General features: G+C 62.7%; 17 protein-coding genes and 1 riboswitch. Of the genes, 5 read left to right on the top strand and 12 right to left on the bottom strand.

Annotation, left to right across the window (positions count from 1 at the left end; all coding sequences use genetic code 11):
• Nucleotides 1–3 precede the first annotated feature (3 nt).
• Nucleotides 4–1,200, bottom strand: a complete 1,197-nt coding sequence (locus ABIB06_RS11835; protein ID WP_354048341.1) for an O-succinylhomoserine sulfhydrylase — start codon at nt 1,198–1,200, stop codon at nt 4–6.
• A gap of 71 nt (nt 1,201–1,271) precedes the next feature.
• A riboswitch (SAM riboswitch) is annotated at nt 1,272–1,351 on the bottom strand.
• Between the two features lie 72 nt (nt 1,352–1,423).
• On the opposite strand from ABIB06_RS11835, the gene ABIB06_RS11840 reads away from it, so the two are divergent.
• The 4 genes from ABIB06_RS11840 to ABIB06_RS11855 all read left to right on the top strand — a co-directional run bounded on the left by ABIB06_RS11840 (nt 1,424) and on the right by ABIB06_RS11855 (nt 5,778).
• Nucleotides 1,424–2,569: a 2'-deoxycytidine 5'-triphosphate deaminase gene (locus tag ABIB06_RS11840; RefSeq protein ID WP_456651781.1), complete on the top strand. Its 1,146-nt coding sequence runs from the start codon at nt 1,424–1,426 to the stop codon at nt 2,567–2,569.
• A 27-nt stretch (nt 2,570–2,596) separates the two neighbouring features.
• Nucleotides 2,597–3,010: a PAS domain-containing protein gene (locus tag ABIB06_RS11845; protein WP_354048343.1), complete on the top strand. Its 414-nt coding sequence runs from the start codon at nt 2,597–2,599 to the stop codon at nt 3,008–3,010.
• 104 nt (nt 3,011–3,114) lie between these two features.
• The gene (locus ABIB06_RS11850) at nt 3,115–4,167 is read left to right on the top strand and encodes a hypothetical protein (protein WP_354048345.1); all 1,053 of its coding nucleotides are present in this window, start codon (nt 3,115–3,117) and stop codon (nt 4,165–4,167) included.
• A gap of 165 nt (nt 4,168–4,332) precedes the next feature.
• Nucleotides 4,333–5,778 (top strand): MATE family efflux transporter, encoded by a 1,446-nt coding sequence (locus ABIB06_RS11855; protein WP_354068715.1) that lies wholly within the window; start codon nt 4,333–4,335, stop codon nt 5,776–5,778.
• On the opposite strand, the gene ABIB06_RS11860 is transcribed toward ABIB06_RS11855, so the two are convergent.
• From ABIB06_RS11860 to ABIB06_RS11880, 5 genes are all read right to left on the bottom strand, one after another.
• Complete coding sequence (locus ABIB06_RS11860) at nt 5,775–6,233, bottom strand: hypothetical protein (protein ID WP_354048349.1); 459 nt, start codon at nt 6,231–6,233, stop codon at nt 5,775–5,777. The genes ABIB06_RS11855 and ABIB06_RS11860 overlap by 4 nt on opposite strands.
• 171 nt (nt 6,234–6,404) lie before the next feature.
• Complete coding sequence (locus ABIB06_RS11865) at nt 6,405–6,797, bottom strand: SRPBCC family protein (protein WP_247443534.1); 393 nt, start codon at nt 6,795–6,797, stop codon at nt 6,405–6,407.
• A 169-nt stretch (nt 6,798–6,966) separates the two neighbouring features.
• Nucleotides 6,967–7,326 carry a VOC family protein gene (locus ABIB06_RS11870; RefSeq protein ID WP_354048351.1) on the bottom strand — a complete coding sequence of 120 codons (360 nt, stop codon included), beginning with the start codon at nt 7,324–7,326 and terminating at the stop codon, nt 6,967–6,969.
• Nucleotides 7,327–7,384: 58 nt separating this feature from the next.
• Nucleotides 7,385–8,224: a helix-turn-helix transcriptional regulator gene (locus ABIB06_RS11875; protein ID WP_354048352.1), complete on the bottom strand. Its 840-nt coding sequence runs from the start codon at nt 8,222–8,224 to the stop codon at nt 7,385–7,387.
• A 9-nt stretch (nt 8,225–8,233) separates the two neighbouring features.
• The gene (locus tag ABIB06_RS11880; RefSeq protein WP_354048353.1) at nt 8,234–8,812 is read right to left on the bottom strand and encodes a methylated-DNA--[protein]-cysteine S-methyltransferase; all 579 of its coding nucleotides are present in this window, start codon (nt 8,810–8,812) and stop codon (nt 8,234–8,236) included.
• A 347-nt stretch (nt 8,813–9,159) separates the two neighbouring features.
• Here ABIB06_RS11880 and ABIB06_RS11885 point away from each other — a divergent pair, with 347 nt between their 5' ends.
• Nucleotides 9,160–10,575, top strand: coding sequence for an integrase arm-type DNA-binding domain-containing protein (locus ABIB06_RS11885; RefSeq protein WP_354068713.1), 1,416 nt, complete (start codon nt 9,160–9,162; stop codon nt 10,573–10,575).
• 18 nt (nt 10,576–10,593) lie between these two features.
• Here ABIB06_RS11885 and ABIB06_RS11890 read toward each other — a convergent pair whose 3' ends face one another.
• The 6 genes from ABIB06_RS11890 to ABIB06_RS11915 form a co-directional block, all read right to left on the bottom strand.
• On the bottom strand, nt 10,594–12,117 hold the full coding sequence (locus ABIB06_RS11890) for a DNA primase family protein (protein WP_354068711.1): 1,524 nt from the start codon (nt 12,115–12,117) through the stop codon (nt 10,594–10,596).
• 214 nt (nt 12,118–12,331) lie between these two features.
• Nucleotides 12,332–12,811 carry a hypothetical protein gene (locus tag ABIB06_RS11895; RefSeq protein ID WP_354053090.1) on the bottom strand — a complete coding sequence of 160 codons (480 nt, stop codon included), beginning with the start codon at nt 12,809–12,811 and terminating at the stop codon, nt 12,332–12,334.
• A 578-nt stretch (nt 12,812–13,389) separates the two neighbouring features.
• Complete coding sequence (locus ABIB06_RS11900) at nt 13,390–13,857, bottom strand: hypothetical protein (protein ID WP_354068709.1); 468 nt, start codon at nt 13,855–13,857, stop codon at nt 13,390–13,392.
• A 4-nt stretch (nt 13,858–13,861) separates the two neighbouring features.
• Nucleotides 13,862–14,803 carry a hypothetical protein gene (locus tag ABIB06_RS11905; protein WP_354068707.1) on the bottom strand — a complete coding sequence of 314 codons (942 nt, stop codon included), beginning with the start codon at nt 14,801–14,803 and terminating at the stop codon, nt 13,862–13,864.
• On the bottom strand, nt 14,800–15,291 hold the full coding sequence (locus ABIB06_RS11910) for a hypothetical protein (RefSeq protein ID WP_354053093.1): 492 nt from the start codon (nt 15,289–15,291) through the stop codon (nt 14,800–14,802). Before ABIB06_RS11910 ends, ABIB06_RS11905 begins: the two co-directional genes overlap by 4 nt.
• A 110-nt stretch (nt 15,292–15,401) precedes the next feature.
• Entirely contained in the window at nt 15,402–15,674 is a 273-nt protein-coding gene (locus tag ABIB06_RS11915) for a hypothetical protein (protein ID WP_354068705.1), read from the bottom strand.
• Nucleotides 15,675–15,827 lie beyond the last annotated feature (153 nt).

Here is a 15,827-nt window from a genome sequence, read left to right on the forward strand (position 1 = left end):
ACCTCACGCCTTCTCCAGCGCCGCGGTCAGATCTTCGATCAGATCATCCGGATGCTCGAGCCCCGCCGAGAAGCGGATAAAACCCTCGCTGATGCCGAGGGCGGCACGATCCTCCGGCTTCAGGCGCTGATGCGTCGTCGTGGCGGGATGCGTGACGAGGCTCTTGGCGTCGCCGAGATTGTTCGAGATCTTGGCCAGCTTGAGCTCGTTGAGCGCGCGGAACGCACCCTGCTTGCCGCCCTTGACCTCGAAGCCGACCAGCGTCGAGCCGCCGCGCATCTGCTTCTTCACCAATGCAGCCTGCGGATGATCGGCGCGGCCGGGAAACACCAGCCGCGAAATCTTCGGATGGCTCGCCAGCACGTCCGCGATGCGCGCCGCCGTCTCGGTCTGCGCGCGCACGCGCACGCCCAGCGTCTCCAGGCCCTTGAGCAGGACCCAGGCGTTGAACGGCGAGATCGACGGCCCGGTCTGGCGCATGAAATTGTGGATGTGCTCGGCGATGAACGCTTCCGAGGACAGGATGATGCCGCCGAGGCAGCGGCCCTGGCCGTCGATGTGCTTGGTCGCGGAATAGACCACGACGTCGGCGCCGAGCGCGAGCGGGCTCTGCCAGATCGGGGTGGCGAACACGTTGTCGACGATCAGCCGCGCGCCGCCGCTGTGCGCGATCTCGGCAATCCCGGGAATGTCGAGCACGTCGAGCGTCGGATTGGTCGGGCTCTCCAGGAAGAACGTCTTGGTGTTCGGCTTCACCGCGCGCTGCCACTGGTCGAGATCGAGCCCGTCGACCAGCGTCGTCTCGATGCCATAGCGCGGCAGCAAATCCTGCACGACGTAGAGACACGAGCCGAACAGCGCGCGCGAGGCCACGACGTGATCGCCGGCCTTGAGCGGCGCCAGGATCGCGGTCGTCACCGCGGCCATGCCGGTCGCGGCCGAGCGCGCCGCTTCGGCGCCTTCGAGCTCGATCATGCGGCGCTCGAACATCTGGATGGTCGGGTTGGAGTAGCGCGAATAGATGAAGCCGGGGTCCTCGCCCTTGAACCGCGCCTCGCACTCCTCGGCGCTGTTGTAGACGTAGCCTTGGGTCAGGAACAGCGACTCCGACGTCTCGCCATATTGCGAGCGCAGGGTACCGGAATGGACCAGACGGGTTTCGGGACGGTATTGTGCGGTTGGCGCCGGGGACTTCGACATAGGACCTCCTCTGCGTGACCATCGAAAATGGTCACAAAAAAACCGGCCTGGAATATCTCCACGGGCCGGGATCACAGAGGTCCCCGGCCTGTTTAGCGACTTATTTAACGTGGCTGCAAGCCGGCCGGCTCAAATCACCACGGGATAAGTCATGCTCATATTCCGCAATGCCCTTTCCGTCAAGACGTCCATCGGATAGCCGTAAAACGCTAGTATTTCCCGCATGTCGGGATGCATTTGCCCCCCTGATGAGGACCCTCGGTTGACTTTCACGGTTGCCGCCGACGCCAATGGTATCCTGCCCGACCGCATGATCGCGGCAATGGCGGAGGGCGGTCTCATCCTGCCCGCATACGACTTCGTCGAAAGCCAGATCCAGCCGGCAAGCCTCGACCTTCGCCTCGGCGACATCGCCTATCGCGTTCGCGCCAGCTTCCTGCCCGGTCCCGGCGCCACCGTCGCCGAGCGCATCGACGAGTTGAAGCTGCACGAGTTCAGCCTTGCCGACGGCGCGGTGCTGGAGACAAACTGCGTCTACATCGTGCCGCTGCTCGAAAGCCTCGCGCTGCCGCCGGAAATCGTCGCGGCCGCCAACCCGAAGAGCTCGACCGGCCGGCTCGACGTTTTCACCCGCGTGATCGCCGACGGCACCCGCCGCTTCGACATGATCGGCGCCGGCTATCACGGCCCGCTCTATGCCGAGATCAGCCCGAAGACGTTCCCGGTGCTGGTCAGCGAGGGCTCGCGCTTGTCGCAAGTACGCTTCCGCACCGGCGATGCCATCCTCAACATCGACGAGCTCGAGGCGCTGCACGCGACCGAGCGTCTCGTCGACGTCGACGATGCCGATCTCACCGGCGGCGTCGCGGTGTCTGTCGATCTCTCCGGCGAAAAGAGCGGCGGCTTTGTCGGCTACCGCGCCAAGCGCCACACCGGCGTCATCGACGTCGATCGCCGCGCCGGCTACGCGGTTGACGATTTCTGGGAGCCGATCGCGGCGCGTCCCGACGGCAATTTGATCCTCGATCCCGGCGAGTTCTACATCCTCGCGTCGAAAGAGGCCGTGCAGGTGCCGCCCGATTACGCCGCAGAGATGGTGCCGTTCGATCCGCTCGTCGGCGAGTTCCGCGTGCATTACGCCGGATTTTTCGATCCCGGCTTCGGCTATGCCGGTGCGGGCGGGCTGGGATCGCGCGCCGTGCTCGAGGTCCGCTCGCGCGAAGTGCCTTTCATCCTCGAGCACGGCCAGATCGTCGGCCGGCTCGTCTACGAGAAGATGCTGGCCCGCCCCGACGCCATGTACGGTCAGCGCATCGGCTCGAACTACCAGGCACAGGGCCTGAAGCTGAGCAAGCACTTTCGGGTGTAGTGATCATCCGGGCCACGAGGTGTTGACATGACCAATTCATCCCAACTGGACGCACATATTGTCAACGACGTCGCCGACGCGCTGATCTATTCCGATCCGTCGGGCACGATCACGCGCTGGAATCGTGCATCGACCGCGCTGTTCGGCTTCGCCGCCGACGAAGCGCTGGGCCAGAATCTCGACCTGATCATTCCCGAACGTCTGCGCGCCGCGCACTGGAAGGGCTTCGAGGCTGCGTTTGCCAGCGGCGCGATGAAGCTTGCGGGCAAGCCGACACTGACCCGCGCGCTGCACAAGAGCGGCCGCAAGCTCTACATCGAGATGACTTTCGCGCTGGTGCGGGACGCCGGCGGCGCGGTGCAGGGATCGGTCGCCATGGCGCGCGACGTGACCGAGCGCGTCGAGCGCGAGCGCGCCGCCAAAGCCACGCACAATTCGTGATGCGGAATTGGCGGGCCGGCACGCAGGGCGCCCTGCGTGCGGTTCAGGTTGTCCGTCACCCAATGCAGTGACACACTCGATCAAAATAACGATCGGGAGCGAATATGTCCGCCGCATCAGACCCCGCGCAGGAAGCTCAATGGAAACGCTGGCGCGCGGTTGCCGATCTCTATCACGCCTACTTCACCGGCCTGATCCTCACCGTCGTCACGCGGCGCGGCACGGCGGATGCGGCGGAGTTCGTCTTCCGCGTGTTCCGCCGCCAGCAGCAGGAGCGCTTCCTGCCGGGGCTGGAAAAGCTCGGGCTGAGCCTTCTGCCGCCGGCCGTCGCCGCTGCGCAATATCACTACCTCTCGAACTGGATCGGCGGCGTGCATGTCGAATACATGCATGAGAGCGACACCAAAGCCTGGATCCGCTATCCGCCGCCGCGCTGGATCTGGAAGGGCACCGCGATCTGCGGCGTGCCGGGCGAAGTTTCGCGCGCGATGCTGCGCGGCTGGCACGCCAACAACGGTGTCGCGCTCGGTGATCTCCGCCTGGGCTTCGTCTGCACCAAGCAGAGCGTCGATGGCCAGGATGGGCTCGAAGGCTATTACCATCAATACGACCAACCGCTCGAGCTCGACCAGCGCCTCGTGTTCGCGCGGCATCTCGAAGCGCCATTGTTCGATGCGAAGTCCGCGCCGGCTCTTCCTGTCGCGAGCTGGCCAAAGCCGCGGCTCGAAAAAGCCTACCGCAACTATGCGATGGAATATGTGCGCACCGCCGCGCCCGTGATGGTGCAGTTGTTCGGACCGGAGGATGCCGGCTATCTCCTGCATCTCACGGGTAAGCTGATAGGGATGCAATATTTCGATGAGGTCGCTGCGGCGCTGTCGATGGGCCGTGGCGGGGCGAGCGAATTCGCGACGTTCCTCAACGCGCTGTTTGCCGCGCAGGGCGATGCGGCCGAGGTAACGCCATCCGAAGGCACCTTCGAAATCCGTCAGCAGAGCTGGAAGTTGATGGACGACGTCGCCGACTGTCACCCCGCCTGCGCCAAGGTGCTGGAGGGATTGTTCGAGGGCCTCGCTGCAGGATGCGGGCGGCACATCGGCGTTCACCTGCGCCCGCCCGCAGGCGGCCGCCCGCCGCTGGTCTGGCGCGTCGGGTAATTCCACCATGAAATGCGCTGCCGCAGGGCACGCCTGCATCCTGCGCAGGAGGAATCGCTGCGTGGTGTGCTAACAAGCCGCTCGTTGCGCCCTGCGCGCGAATAAATTTATTGGCACACCTACTCATTGCGGCGCCGCAAATGGCGCTCGTGCCCCGGAGAGGACATGTCCGACATCGCCGAAATCCCGGTCGATGAACAAGAGCGTCCGCTGCCGCCGCCTCCACGCCCCGTGAAGAGCGCGCTGTTGGACGGCCCGATTCTGCGCACGCTGCTCGGGCTGGCCTGGCCCAACGTGGTTGCGCTCTCCGCCGGCACCTGCACCGTGATTGCGGAGACCTCCTATATCGGACGTCTTGGTGTGGAAGCGCTTGCCGCGATGGCGCTGGTGTTTCCGACCGTGATCCTGACCATGACGATGTCGGGCGGCGCGATGGGCGGCGCGGTGGCCTCCGCCATCGCGCGTGCGCTCGGCGCCGGCGATCGCGAGCGCGCCGGCACGCTCGCCGCGCATGCGCTGCTGATCGGCATCAGCTTCGGCCTCGTCTTCATGCTGGGTATGCTGGTCTTCGGGCCGCGCGTTCTGGAAATGCTCGGCGGCCGCGGCGATGTGCTGACACATGCGATTGCCTACACCCAGGTATTTTTCGGGGGCGCGGTGCTGCCCTGGCTGCTCAACACCATGGCGGGCGTCCTGCGCGGCACCGGCAACATGAAGCTGCCGTCGCTGTTGATCCTCAATTCCGCGGTCTGGCAGATATTGCTCGGCGGCACGCTCGGCCTTGGGCTCGGCCCCGTGCCGCAGCTCGGCATGCGCGGCGTCGCGGCCGGCGCGCTGATCGCCTATTCCATGAACATCTGCGTGATGGGCTGGTACCTGTTTTCCGGCCGCGCCCGCGTTACGCCGAAGCTGCGCGGCCTGCGCATCCAGTGGGCGATGTTTTTCGACATCCTCAAAGTCGGCGCCATCGCCTGCCTCTCGCCGCTGCAATCGGTGCTGACGATCTCGATCTTCACCCACATGCTGGCGAAATTCGGCACCGCGATCCTCGCCGGCTACGGCATCGGTGCGCGGCTGGAATTTTTGCTGACCTCGATCGCGTTCGCGTTCGGCATCGCCTCGGTGCCGATGATCGGCATGGCGGTCGGCGCCGGCCGCATCGCCCGCGCCCGGCGCATCGCCTGGATCGCGGGCGCGAGCGCCTTCGTCGCCGTCGGCGCACCTGCGTGCCTGGTCGCGCTCTTCCCCGATCTCTGGGTCAATATTTTCACGGACAGCGAGATCGTGCGCGCGACCAGCCATCAATACTTGTCGACGGTGGCGCCGTTCTACGCGTTCATTGGCCTCGCCTCGACGATGTACTTCTCGTCGCAGGGGGCTGCGAAAGTGATCGGCCCGGTGCTGGCGCAGACCGCGCGGCTGATCTACATCGCAGCGGTCGGCTGGTGGCTGTCGACGCACGATGCCACCGCGCAGAACTTCTTCTGGCTGGCCGCCAGCTCGATGGTCGTGCTCGGCCTGCTCTCGTGCTCCAGCGTGGTGCTGACCCGCTGGGGACCGCGCGAGAGCAAGGCCGCGATCAGGCGCGCTCTTTCGGCCGCGGCGGACTAGCGATGTCTGTGGCGGCGATGGCCGCCACCGCCGCCGACCTTGGCGAGCCGCATCAGTTGCGGGATCATCGCCATCATGTCGCCGCCGCCGGCGCTGCCGAGCATGCCCATGATATCGCCGCCGCCAACGCCGCCCATTCCGGTTGGCATGGTGCCGCCGTAATTGGGCGCACCGAAACCGCCGCCGAGATTACCGGCGTTGAGGCCGCTAAATCCGCCGCCGCCATTCTCCATCATGCGGCTCATCATCGGGCCCATGGTCTGCATCATCATGGCGAAGCGGCGCTTGCCCATCTTCGCCTTCATCATCTCCAGCATCGGCGCCATCTGGGTCATCATGTCCTCGCCGCCGGCACCTCCGCCGCCGAGGAATTGCGCCTTCGCGGGGGCGCTCGAAATCGACAACACCAGCAGCACGGCGGCCGCCTGGCAGATCACCTTGTCCGCACCTCTCATGGCCTGCTCCTCGCGTGCGTGGCGCCGCCGGGAGAGCGGAGCCAACCGGACGCACGTCGCCATGGTTACGGCGGACGAGGGCTGGGTCTGTGAGAAAGATCACGCAGCTGCGGGCATGATCCGGAAAAGTGTGCAGCGGTTTTCCGAAAGGATCATGCTCAAATAAATAAACTAAGCCGGAAACGCTTTGTGGATGGCGATCACGGCATCCCCGGTCTGGCCCTGTACGTAAGCTGCAAGCTCGTTCGGCAGCATGTCGATGATCCAGACCAGGCGGCATCTCGCATCGCCCTCGGCGATCACTTGCACCGAGGCGCTGTAATGCTTCAGCCGCTCGCTGTTGATCGCGTAGACCAGCCGCTGCCGCGCATCGTCGCAATCGACCAGCACTTCGCGCGCTACCGAGCCATTGGCAAAGGTGACGACGCGCGCATCGCCGTCGATCGTGCAGGCGGTGACGAAGCCCGGCGCCAGCCGCCGATGCAGCGCGCCGAAATCGCGCACCGCGTCCCAGACGTCGTGCGCCGAGGCGGGGAGGGGAATGTCATTGTGGATGGAGGCCATGAAAGTGTCCTTGATTATGTTAGGTGTTGGCCGTGGACTCCGTGATCGCGAGCGGCTTGTCCGCCGAAGCTCGCAGAGCGAAGGCGGGAGCGAAGCAATCCAGAAATGCTTCCGCGGCTACGGTCTGGATTGCTTCGCCGCAAGAGCTCCTCGCAATGACGGAGAGAACTCACACACAAACCGCCTCGACATTGTTGCCATCGGGATCGATCAAAAATGCCGCGTAGTAAGTCGGGCTGTAATCCTTGCGCGGGCCGGCACCGCCATTGTCGCGGCCGCCGCTCTTCAGGCCTTCGTTGTGGAACGCCTTGACCGCGTCATGATTCCCGGCGCGAAACGCGATATGCGCGCCATCGGCCTTCCGTCCCTTGTTCAGGTGCAGCCACAGCGCCGGCGCGCCCTTTGGCCCGAAGCCGGCATAACCGTCGCCGCTCGAACACAGGACGTAGCCGAGCGGCGCCAGCACCGCGGTGTAGAAGCGCGTGGCGGCGTCGAGGTCGGCAACGCGCAGCCCGATATGGTCGTACATGATCGTCTCCATTTCCAAAGCGCGCGCCGCAACTGGCGCGCACCGGAGACGAACCTAGTCAGTTGAGGGCAAGCTGCTCTTGGAGAATCTTGCGCTTCCCCTTCGAGGCCTGACGGAATTTGGTCGGCGACACGCCGGCGGCGCGGTGGAAGGTGCGGACGAAGTTGGAGAGGTCGCCGAAGCCGACGTCATAGGCGATATCGGTGACCGCGATGTCATCGTCAGTAAGCAGCCGCGCCGCATGCCGCAGCCGTGAGCGCACCAGATATTGATGGGGGGTGACGCCGAGCACGCTCGAAAACACCCGCAGGAAATGGAACGGGCTGAGGCCTGCCTGCCGCGCCGCCTGTTCGAGGTCGACCCCGGCATGCGAATTGGCGTCGATCCACAGCGCGGCTTCCACGGCGCGGCGGCGATCGCGCGCAGTGGGCGTTGTCGGCTTGCGCGCCTTGCCCGAGACGACATCGATGAAGCGGCCGGCGAGGATTTGACCGACCTCGTCGAGACCGAGATCGCTGTTGCCATCTGCCGCCGTCTGGGCGAGCTCGTCCAGCACCATCAGCTCGGGCAGCGGCGGCGTCGCGCCGATCTGCCAGATGTCGCGACGTGCCCCGAGGGCGTCAACCAGATCCTCGCCCAGGAAAAAGGACAGGCAGACGTCGCCGGAGACATGCTCATGGGTGCAGGTGTATTCCTCGCCCGGTGCGCCGACCAGCATCGAGCCCGCCACCAGCTCGAAGAAGCCGGCGCGGCAGTGGCAGCCGAAGCTGCCCGCGCGGACATAGGCGATGGAATGGCCGGTGCGGCACTCCGCAAACGACGCGTCGTCCGGTCCCGCATCGCAGCGAAACTCGGAGACCGTCATCGCGGGCGTCGTCAGCAGCGTGGTCGCATCCATGCCGCCTATCTAGGTGGAGGGTCTCGGCAGGGCAACGGGCAGCAGCACCTCGAAAAGCGTCTTGCTGGCGACCGGATGAGCGCCCTCGAGCGACAGCAGCCGCCGCTTGGAGATCACCCCGCCATAGGGCGAGAGCCGGTCGGTGTAATTGCCCGCCTCCAGCACCCGGTGGCAGGGCACGATCAGCATGTAGGGATTTTTCGCGATCGCCTGCGCCACCGAATGCGCGGCGCCGGAGACGCCCAGCGCCTTGGCGATCTCGTGATAGGTGCGCGTCTCCCCGCGCGGAATCGTGCAGGCGAACTCGTAGACGCGCCGGTTGAAGTCGGGCACGCCGCCCGCATCCAGGCTGACCTCGGAAAAATCAGGATCGTTGCCTTGCAGCAGGCCCACGATGCCCTCGATCGCAAGCTCGGCGTTCGCGGACGGCCGCTGTTCGCGCGCCTCGGGATGGACCTGGAAAATCCGGCGGCGGGTGTCGATCTCCCGCGCCTCCGGCAATTGCACAGCGACCACGCCAGTGCTGCTCCAGATAATGGCGCAGCACCCTATGGTCGTGTCGAATATCGCGTAGCCACGCCCCACCATGCACACGCCCCACTCAGTGCACGTCTCTCCCCAGACAGGCGATCATAACACCGCCACAATCCGGCGCACCCAAAATCTTACCGGAAAGTTAAGAAGCGGCAGGCCGGCTGCGCCAAAGCGCTTGGCGGCACGCGCCGTCTCGGCTAATCAGAGGCGCGCAGGCTTGCGCATCAGCGGGTGTAGTTCAATGGTAGAACGGCAGCTTCCCAAGCATAAAAACGCCGTTTACCTCATCCCGCCAAAGTCACCCAAAATACGTCAGAGACCCTTATTTTTAAGGCATTTCGTGCTATCCCTCGCCTCGTCGCACAGCGCGGGAGCCGGTCCAAAAGCCGGAAACTGTCCACATGATGGCCACACGAAAACTGGCGCTTCGAAAGCCCCGCAAGGCTCCTGAGCGGGCGCCACGGAAGTTCACAGACGACCATATAGAAGCGCTCCGCGAATTCGCTGACAGCGACGTGGCGGATCGCAGGACCCTCGGTAGCGAGGCGGAGCGGTCGGAAGGCGTTGAGTACCCGGACAGCATCGTAAAGGGGCTCTTCGTCTTCGTGGGGGCCAATCGAACGATCTGGCGCTTTAGGCGACGCCGTCGCGAGAAGGGGGTTCGCACCACCATTTTCCGGACGCTCGGCGAATGGCCGATGATGAACACTGAGGATGCACGCAAGGCCGCCGAGATCGCGGTCGGCAACGTACATAGCGGTGAAGCGGCTCCGAACAAGCGCAGCTCGGTTCGGTTCGAGATCGCGTTTGCTGCCTACTTGGAATATCTGAAGAGCAAGGCAGAGAAGCGCGGAAAGCCGCCGCGTTGGTACTACAACGTCAAAAAGCTTGGCGACGGGATCATTTTGCCGAAGTTCGCGAAGTGGACGCTGGCGGAAATGGCTATGAGCCCCGGTGCCGTTTCCTCGTGGCACGCTGGGGTGACGAAGAAAAACGGGCCGGTCTCAGCAAACCATTGCGCCCGCGTCATCCGTGCGACCTACAAGCGGGCTTCTCGACTTGACGTGACGCTCCCGCAGCGTCTGCCGACCTCTGCCGTCGAGTTCAATGAAGAAAGCGCTAAGCAAAACGCGCTCCCGTTCAAGAGCTTTCCAGCATGGCTGAAGGCGTGGCGGAAAATCGACAATGCAGTCCGCCAAGCTTACCACCTCACCGCGCTACTAGTCGGGCCTCGGCCCGGTGAATTGGCCCGGCTGCGCTGGGAAGCGTATGCCGACAATGAGCGGACGCTTGTGATCGCTAAAGCAAAGGCCGGCAAGGATATCGTGATCCCGGTCAGTGAAGAGATTGTCGCTGCACTAAACATGGCTCGCGAAGCCGCAGAGGCGGCGGGCTACTCAGTGACGCCGGATGCACTCATGTTCCCCGGTTGTGCGCAGGCAGGACACCGAGACGATTTGCCGGCACGGGGCAATATGCTGCGGCACACCTATTCGACCGTTGCGGCCGATCTCGGCATTGACGATCTCATCCGCCATTTCTTGATGGGGCATGCCCCGGAGGGCATTTCACAGAAATACATCGCCACCCTGATCCTAGCCAACGGTCCGAAAATGCGGGAGGAACAAAACCGCATGAGCAAGCGGATGGTCGAGCTGCTCGGCCTCAACGCGCGGACATTTGAAGCTGACATAGACGCTGGCCTTGCACAATCGGCCGAAGCAGCAAGAGCACGGACAGAGGATGCCGCACAGGCGCTCGCTCGCGCTCAGCGTGCTTCGGTCCGAAGCCGCCGTGAAAGCGCGAGAAAGCGCTAAGCTCAAAAGGCTTCGCTCTTATAAGAAATCTGAGCCGGCATCGGTGCGAGCAATGGGCCAGCCCCGCTTGTCGAGCTTCAATGAATGGCAGGCCCCGAGCCCCAGCTCCATGAGGTCTCGGTCGATCACGAAGTATTCCGGCAGAAGTTCATCGTTCAAGCGGATGCCCGCGAAGACGGGTTCCTGACCGCCATCAGTGTTGCGTCGTCGGTCATCGAGGTTGAAGAGATCGTAGAGGTCTTGGCTGAATTTTGGCTTGGTCTTTGTGACGTTGAATCCGCTTTGACGGCAGAACGTTTTGAATGCATCGTACAGGACATCCTTATCTGTCTCCGCCCCCGCTTCCACCCTGCAACATTCGGCGACGAAGCCGTGCACAGGGTTGGATTGCAGCAAAAGATTGCGCTTCGAGACCTTGCTGTCTTCCGGCTCGACGAAGCGCCCGCGCCGTTTGAGTGTGTCCAGCCCGTCAAGCGCCCAGTTCAAGATCCCGGAAAGCTCAGCGTGGAGCTTGCTGTCTAGATCGAAGTCCTCGCGGCCCTCGAATGACACATCGAAGGGAATGATTAGCAGCCTCGCGGCTAACGCATCGGTGTTCGTTCCGAAGTTGGGCATGCGGTTGCTGATCAGGAGGAAGCGCGCCCCCAGCCTCCCAATCCAATCGGTGTGGAATTTTCGCGGAATCGTTTGCGTGTCTTCGCCGGAGATGCCGTTGATGACGCTGCCCGCTTCGCTCAGCGCGTTGCTGTTGTCGCAATTCATGTCGCTGATCGCGGCGAGTGGTTTTCCGATCAGGCTCTGCATGCCGAACTGACTGGGCAGGTTGCGAATGGTTGGCGTTGCAATGTTTTTCCTGCCGATCAATTCCTCCAAGGTGCGGAGGATCGTGCCCTTACCGGCTCGACGCTTACCTCGGAAGAAGAAGACTTTCTGCAAAGAGGTGTCGCCGCACACGAGATAACCGGTCATCTCCTGCAAGAGGTCGATTAGCGGTTGACGCTCGGCTGTGACTTCGCCGAGAAAGCTCAGGAAGCGATCCGGTCGCGGGGCGGTTGGATCAAAATCGATATCGAGGCTGGTGCGCGTGAAAAACTGCGGCGTCGGCCGGTACAGCTTCCGCGTTGTGATATCAACCAATCCATTTTTGCACGAGATGAGGTTGCGCGGATTGAGACCAGCGTATTGTTGATCCGTACCGTCAAGCCAGCAGGGTGGTTCCATCGTTTCGGGCGGGACGTGGAAATTATCCTTGAGTGCTTTATAGACCTCGTCGACATCATTCCGCTTTGGGCGAAAGATCGTAAGATCCTCCACTATCTCTCCGCGAACCTCTTTGATACGTTTTTCAGAGCAAGCTTCGAGGAAAGTCCGGACCTCAGATTGAATGGTGTCATCGTCCAGCGACGCATAGGCCGCGCCGTTCCAAACCAACCACTCGTCTTGATGGTTGATCAACGTGGGCCTGCGCATCTCCCGAAACAGTTTTGCCGCGCTGCCCGGATCATGCGGTTGGATAAGGATCGGCTCAGGGGACTTTGTCATGCGGGGACTCCGACAGATTCGAACTTCCGCCAAAGCTGGCGGACGAGCGAGATGGTTTCAGTAGACGCGTGGCGACGGATGAGAAAGCGGTACAATTCCGGCCAGGCGTTCACCTGAGGAAAGACGCCAGCGTTGATCAGTGTCTTCGCCTCAGCGATGAACGCGCCGCGAGGGGAGTCGGTAACGTTCCGCGTTTGTAGGAACTCTGTGAACGTCATTGGACGACCCTCATAACCGGCATCCGGACGCCATCAACCATTTTATATCGACCTGTGCGGACGCAGCCGTCTGACACGGCGCGGTGCTTGCCGCGGGATAATCCTTTGCTGTCCTGAAGCCATGCGCGCTTGTCAGCAAGAGCCTGAAGGATCATGCCTGCACGCTCCTCGGCCGCGGTTGCTTCGCAGCGTTCACGCATCGAGAAAACGCCGAGATCATAAAGGCCTTCGACCGTCGCGAGATGACTTGTAGTTTGAGCGGCGAGATGGAGGGCTTTGTTATAGCGCCGTCGGCTATATGGACCGTCCTCGACCCGTTTGAGCTCAAGAAAGCTCTTTTCACGGAGCGCACCGAAGTAGGCTCTCCCGGCGCGATGGTGAAGTAGGCTTGTAGCGGAGCTAGCATCGCCAGCGTCGACTCTGATTTGTAAAGCGTCAAGTTCGGCGCCGAGCTCAGACATGAGTAAACTAGCCAACGTGACCTCCTGTGGCTGGCCGGAGGGGGACGGCATGGTTGAGATACGCGCATGCGAACGCGCGCCGCGAAAGTTTTTGCAACTTTGCGATGTTCGTCGTTGACGAAGATTCTGAAATTCGGTAGGTGAGAGTCATGGATGCGGTCGTTTCGCGTCTGTCGCGCCCGAGACCCAGCAAGGTCGTCGTGCACTCATTCAAAGGTCGTCGGGATGTCGAGCCCCGGCGGCCTTTTTGATTTCAGGGATGTCATTGAGAGGCTGATCTGGCCCTAGCCGCGGAGGAGCGGCACGCACGGACCCATGTCCGGCTTCAGCGATCAGCGTTGGAACAATAGCACAGCGGCGCTAAAGTTCATTGCGGATTATTTTCCGACGGCGTTGGAACTCTTATTAAAGTTCGTCCACCCAGAGTTGGCCGCACGAGAAGGCCCTCTGAGCGGTTTTTGAAGCCGCGCGGCAGCGACGCATTCCTCCCGTATACCCGCCAGGGTCTCCCCAGAATCCGGGCGCGGCTCCCGTAGGATCGGGCAAACCCGTGCGTGACCTCGCGCCGTCCACTTCGTACCGCAGGGCGGCACTCATTTCCGGCCTCGCCCGTCCCGACCGGTCGTGTGAGGCATCCGGGCGCGCGGCTGCACGGCGTCGGCGCCGGGAGCTTGTTGCCTTGGTCCGGCGCTCTCCAAACCGGCAAAGTAAGCTTCCTCCAGCTCGTCGCGGTGCGCATCAAAGACCGCGCTAACGCGCTCGACACTCCATGTCAGCGCAGTGTCGACGCTGACGGACGTGAGCGAGTCCATCGCAAGTCTAAACTGTGTCTCATTTTCGAAGGCGACCTCGCCGGTATCCGGATCAACGGCTTCGAAAACGACCTGCGGGACGCCGGCGGTGCGCAGATAGACCCTCTCTTCAACGTGCATGCACTGCCCCGTTGGCGATTTGTCTGGGACCACGAGCACGTGGGCGGAGACCAACGCCGCGGACACGGTATTGCCGAGCGGACCTTCGTCGGCGCCTCCGCCAATCAGATCGTCGAAGATATCGGGCATGGGCCTAGACCATCTTGATTGCATTAGCGGGTGGGGCCGACCCCGCGCCCGTGCGTCTAGGATCGAGATCATCAGCCTCCGGCCTTCCGACGTTCGGCATTACAACGGCGGAAGCGCGAGCAGCGCCCGGGCGCCGAGCCAGCCGATCCAGCAAATCACGCTGGAGCTCAGAAAGCGGCTTCGCCGGTTGCCCCGGTGGAGGTGTTGCACCGGTGGGAAGAGTCGGCGGTGGCGGCGTGACGGGCTCTGCGGACCGCGGCGCTTCGCCGAGAACATCGCTCAGGTCGTCAGGTTCGGTGTCGCTGAGATCGTTGGTTACGATATCAGTAGCCTCGGCATCAATCGGTGCCTCGATCGTGGCAATGGGCGGAGCCGGCGCGATCTCCTGCACGGGACGTGGCTTTGGTGCGAATTGATGCTTGACGACCTGCACGCCGGTCGTCCGGCTATTGACCTCGATAGTCTGCTTATTTCCGAAGAGGCTGCCGTACTCAGCCGCAAGCAGAGCAAGGACGCCTTGCATGACTGGTTCATGATGGATCAGCTCGGGCATGAAATCACCGGTCAGTGGGTCGCGCTTATACCGCTCAAGACCCACCTCGCGGATTTCGTCGTCGCTCCAGCCGTCTAATTCAGGGAAACGCTGAAAGACCGTTTTTCCTTGAAATCTGGCGACTTCGTCCGTGCCGTGTAGCATTCGGTAGCGGAAGTTTTCCAATATCTCAAAGCTGACCGCCCGCTGGGCGCTCCTCACTGCGTTGTGGAATAGCATCGGCTCATCGCCGATCGAAACCATAAACTCTTCGTCGCCGATCGTGGTTGATTGCTTGCACCAATTGAAAAACGCACCATTGCTCACGCCGTGCATGCGGCATGCATTCTTGATCGTGCCAGTCTCAGTAATTCCGTCGATCAGCTTCTGTAGAAGCTCAGGGTCGCGCTTCATCGCCAAATGCTCCGCACCCGACGCGTGTTGCCAGTGACATCGCAAGCGCCGCGGCGCGGCGCGGCCTGCATGATGGCGTCGAGCTTGCTGGCCGGCTTGAGCTCAACAGGCTTCGCCGGCTCGTGCTTTGCGAGCGCGGCGAGATGCGCGCGATAAACTTCGTCGCTTGAGAGAGGGGGCGAAGCGCGCATCATTTCAGCATGCACGGCAGCGAACGCGGCACTCTTTTCTTTCAACACAGCCTTGGCAGCGGCGAGCCGCTTGATGGCTTCCTGAGTTGCCAGCGCTTTCTTGGCGATCTCCAACGTATAATTGACGACAGGCTTGGCAGAGGTCGCTTGCCCGCGCATCCGACCGCTCGCCCGGACTTCGTCACGGGACACGGCTCTGCCGACGATGGCTTTCACCGCCGCGAGCGAGGGCTCGCCGGAATCGGTCCAATGAGTCGGATTTTTATCGTTAAGCTTGGAGAGGTCGAGGTCGGACATGAGATTTCCTTCGAGAGAAATGAGGCGGCCGGATATGAGACCCAAAACTCGACCCGACCGCCTCAGGTTTTGCACCGGCTGCTTGAAGACCGGGGCAATGGGATTACCGACTACTGGTTCGCAGCGATGACGGCCCTCAGAGCGTCGATACGATCTTGAGCGGGATCAGATTGGGCCGCTAAAATTGCCGCATCTTCCTCGCGCTGACACTGCCGCAGAACGCGCTCGGCCTCACGCACTGCATCCGCGGCCTCCTCATCATCTAGCGCGGCCGCGATGTACCGTGGCGCGATTTCTTGCTCTGCTTGCGGAAGGGCCGCCAATTCCTCAGCGGTGATATCGCGGCGGACTCGTGAGCCGCTCGCATCGAAGATGTTAAACATGTAGGATTCCTTTCGAGAGGGCAGGCGCCCGCGGCGTGGACATCTTCCGGAGGTCTCGCTGCGGGCCGCCTGATCAGCGATCAAAGGTGGCTAAGATCGCTGAAGCGGAATTCACCTCGGATGGAGCAGGTGTCTTGCAACTGTCGTTGGAGC

This window comes from Bradyrhizobium sp. LB8.2 (genome assembly GCF_040548035.1).
In the GTDB taxonomy this organism is placed as follows: Bacteria; Pseudomonadota; Alphaproteobacteria; order Rhizobiales; family Xanthobacteraceae; genus Bradyrhizobium.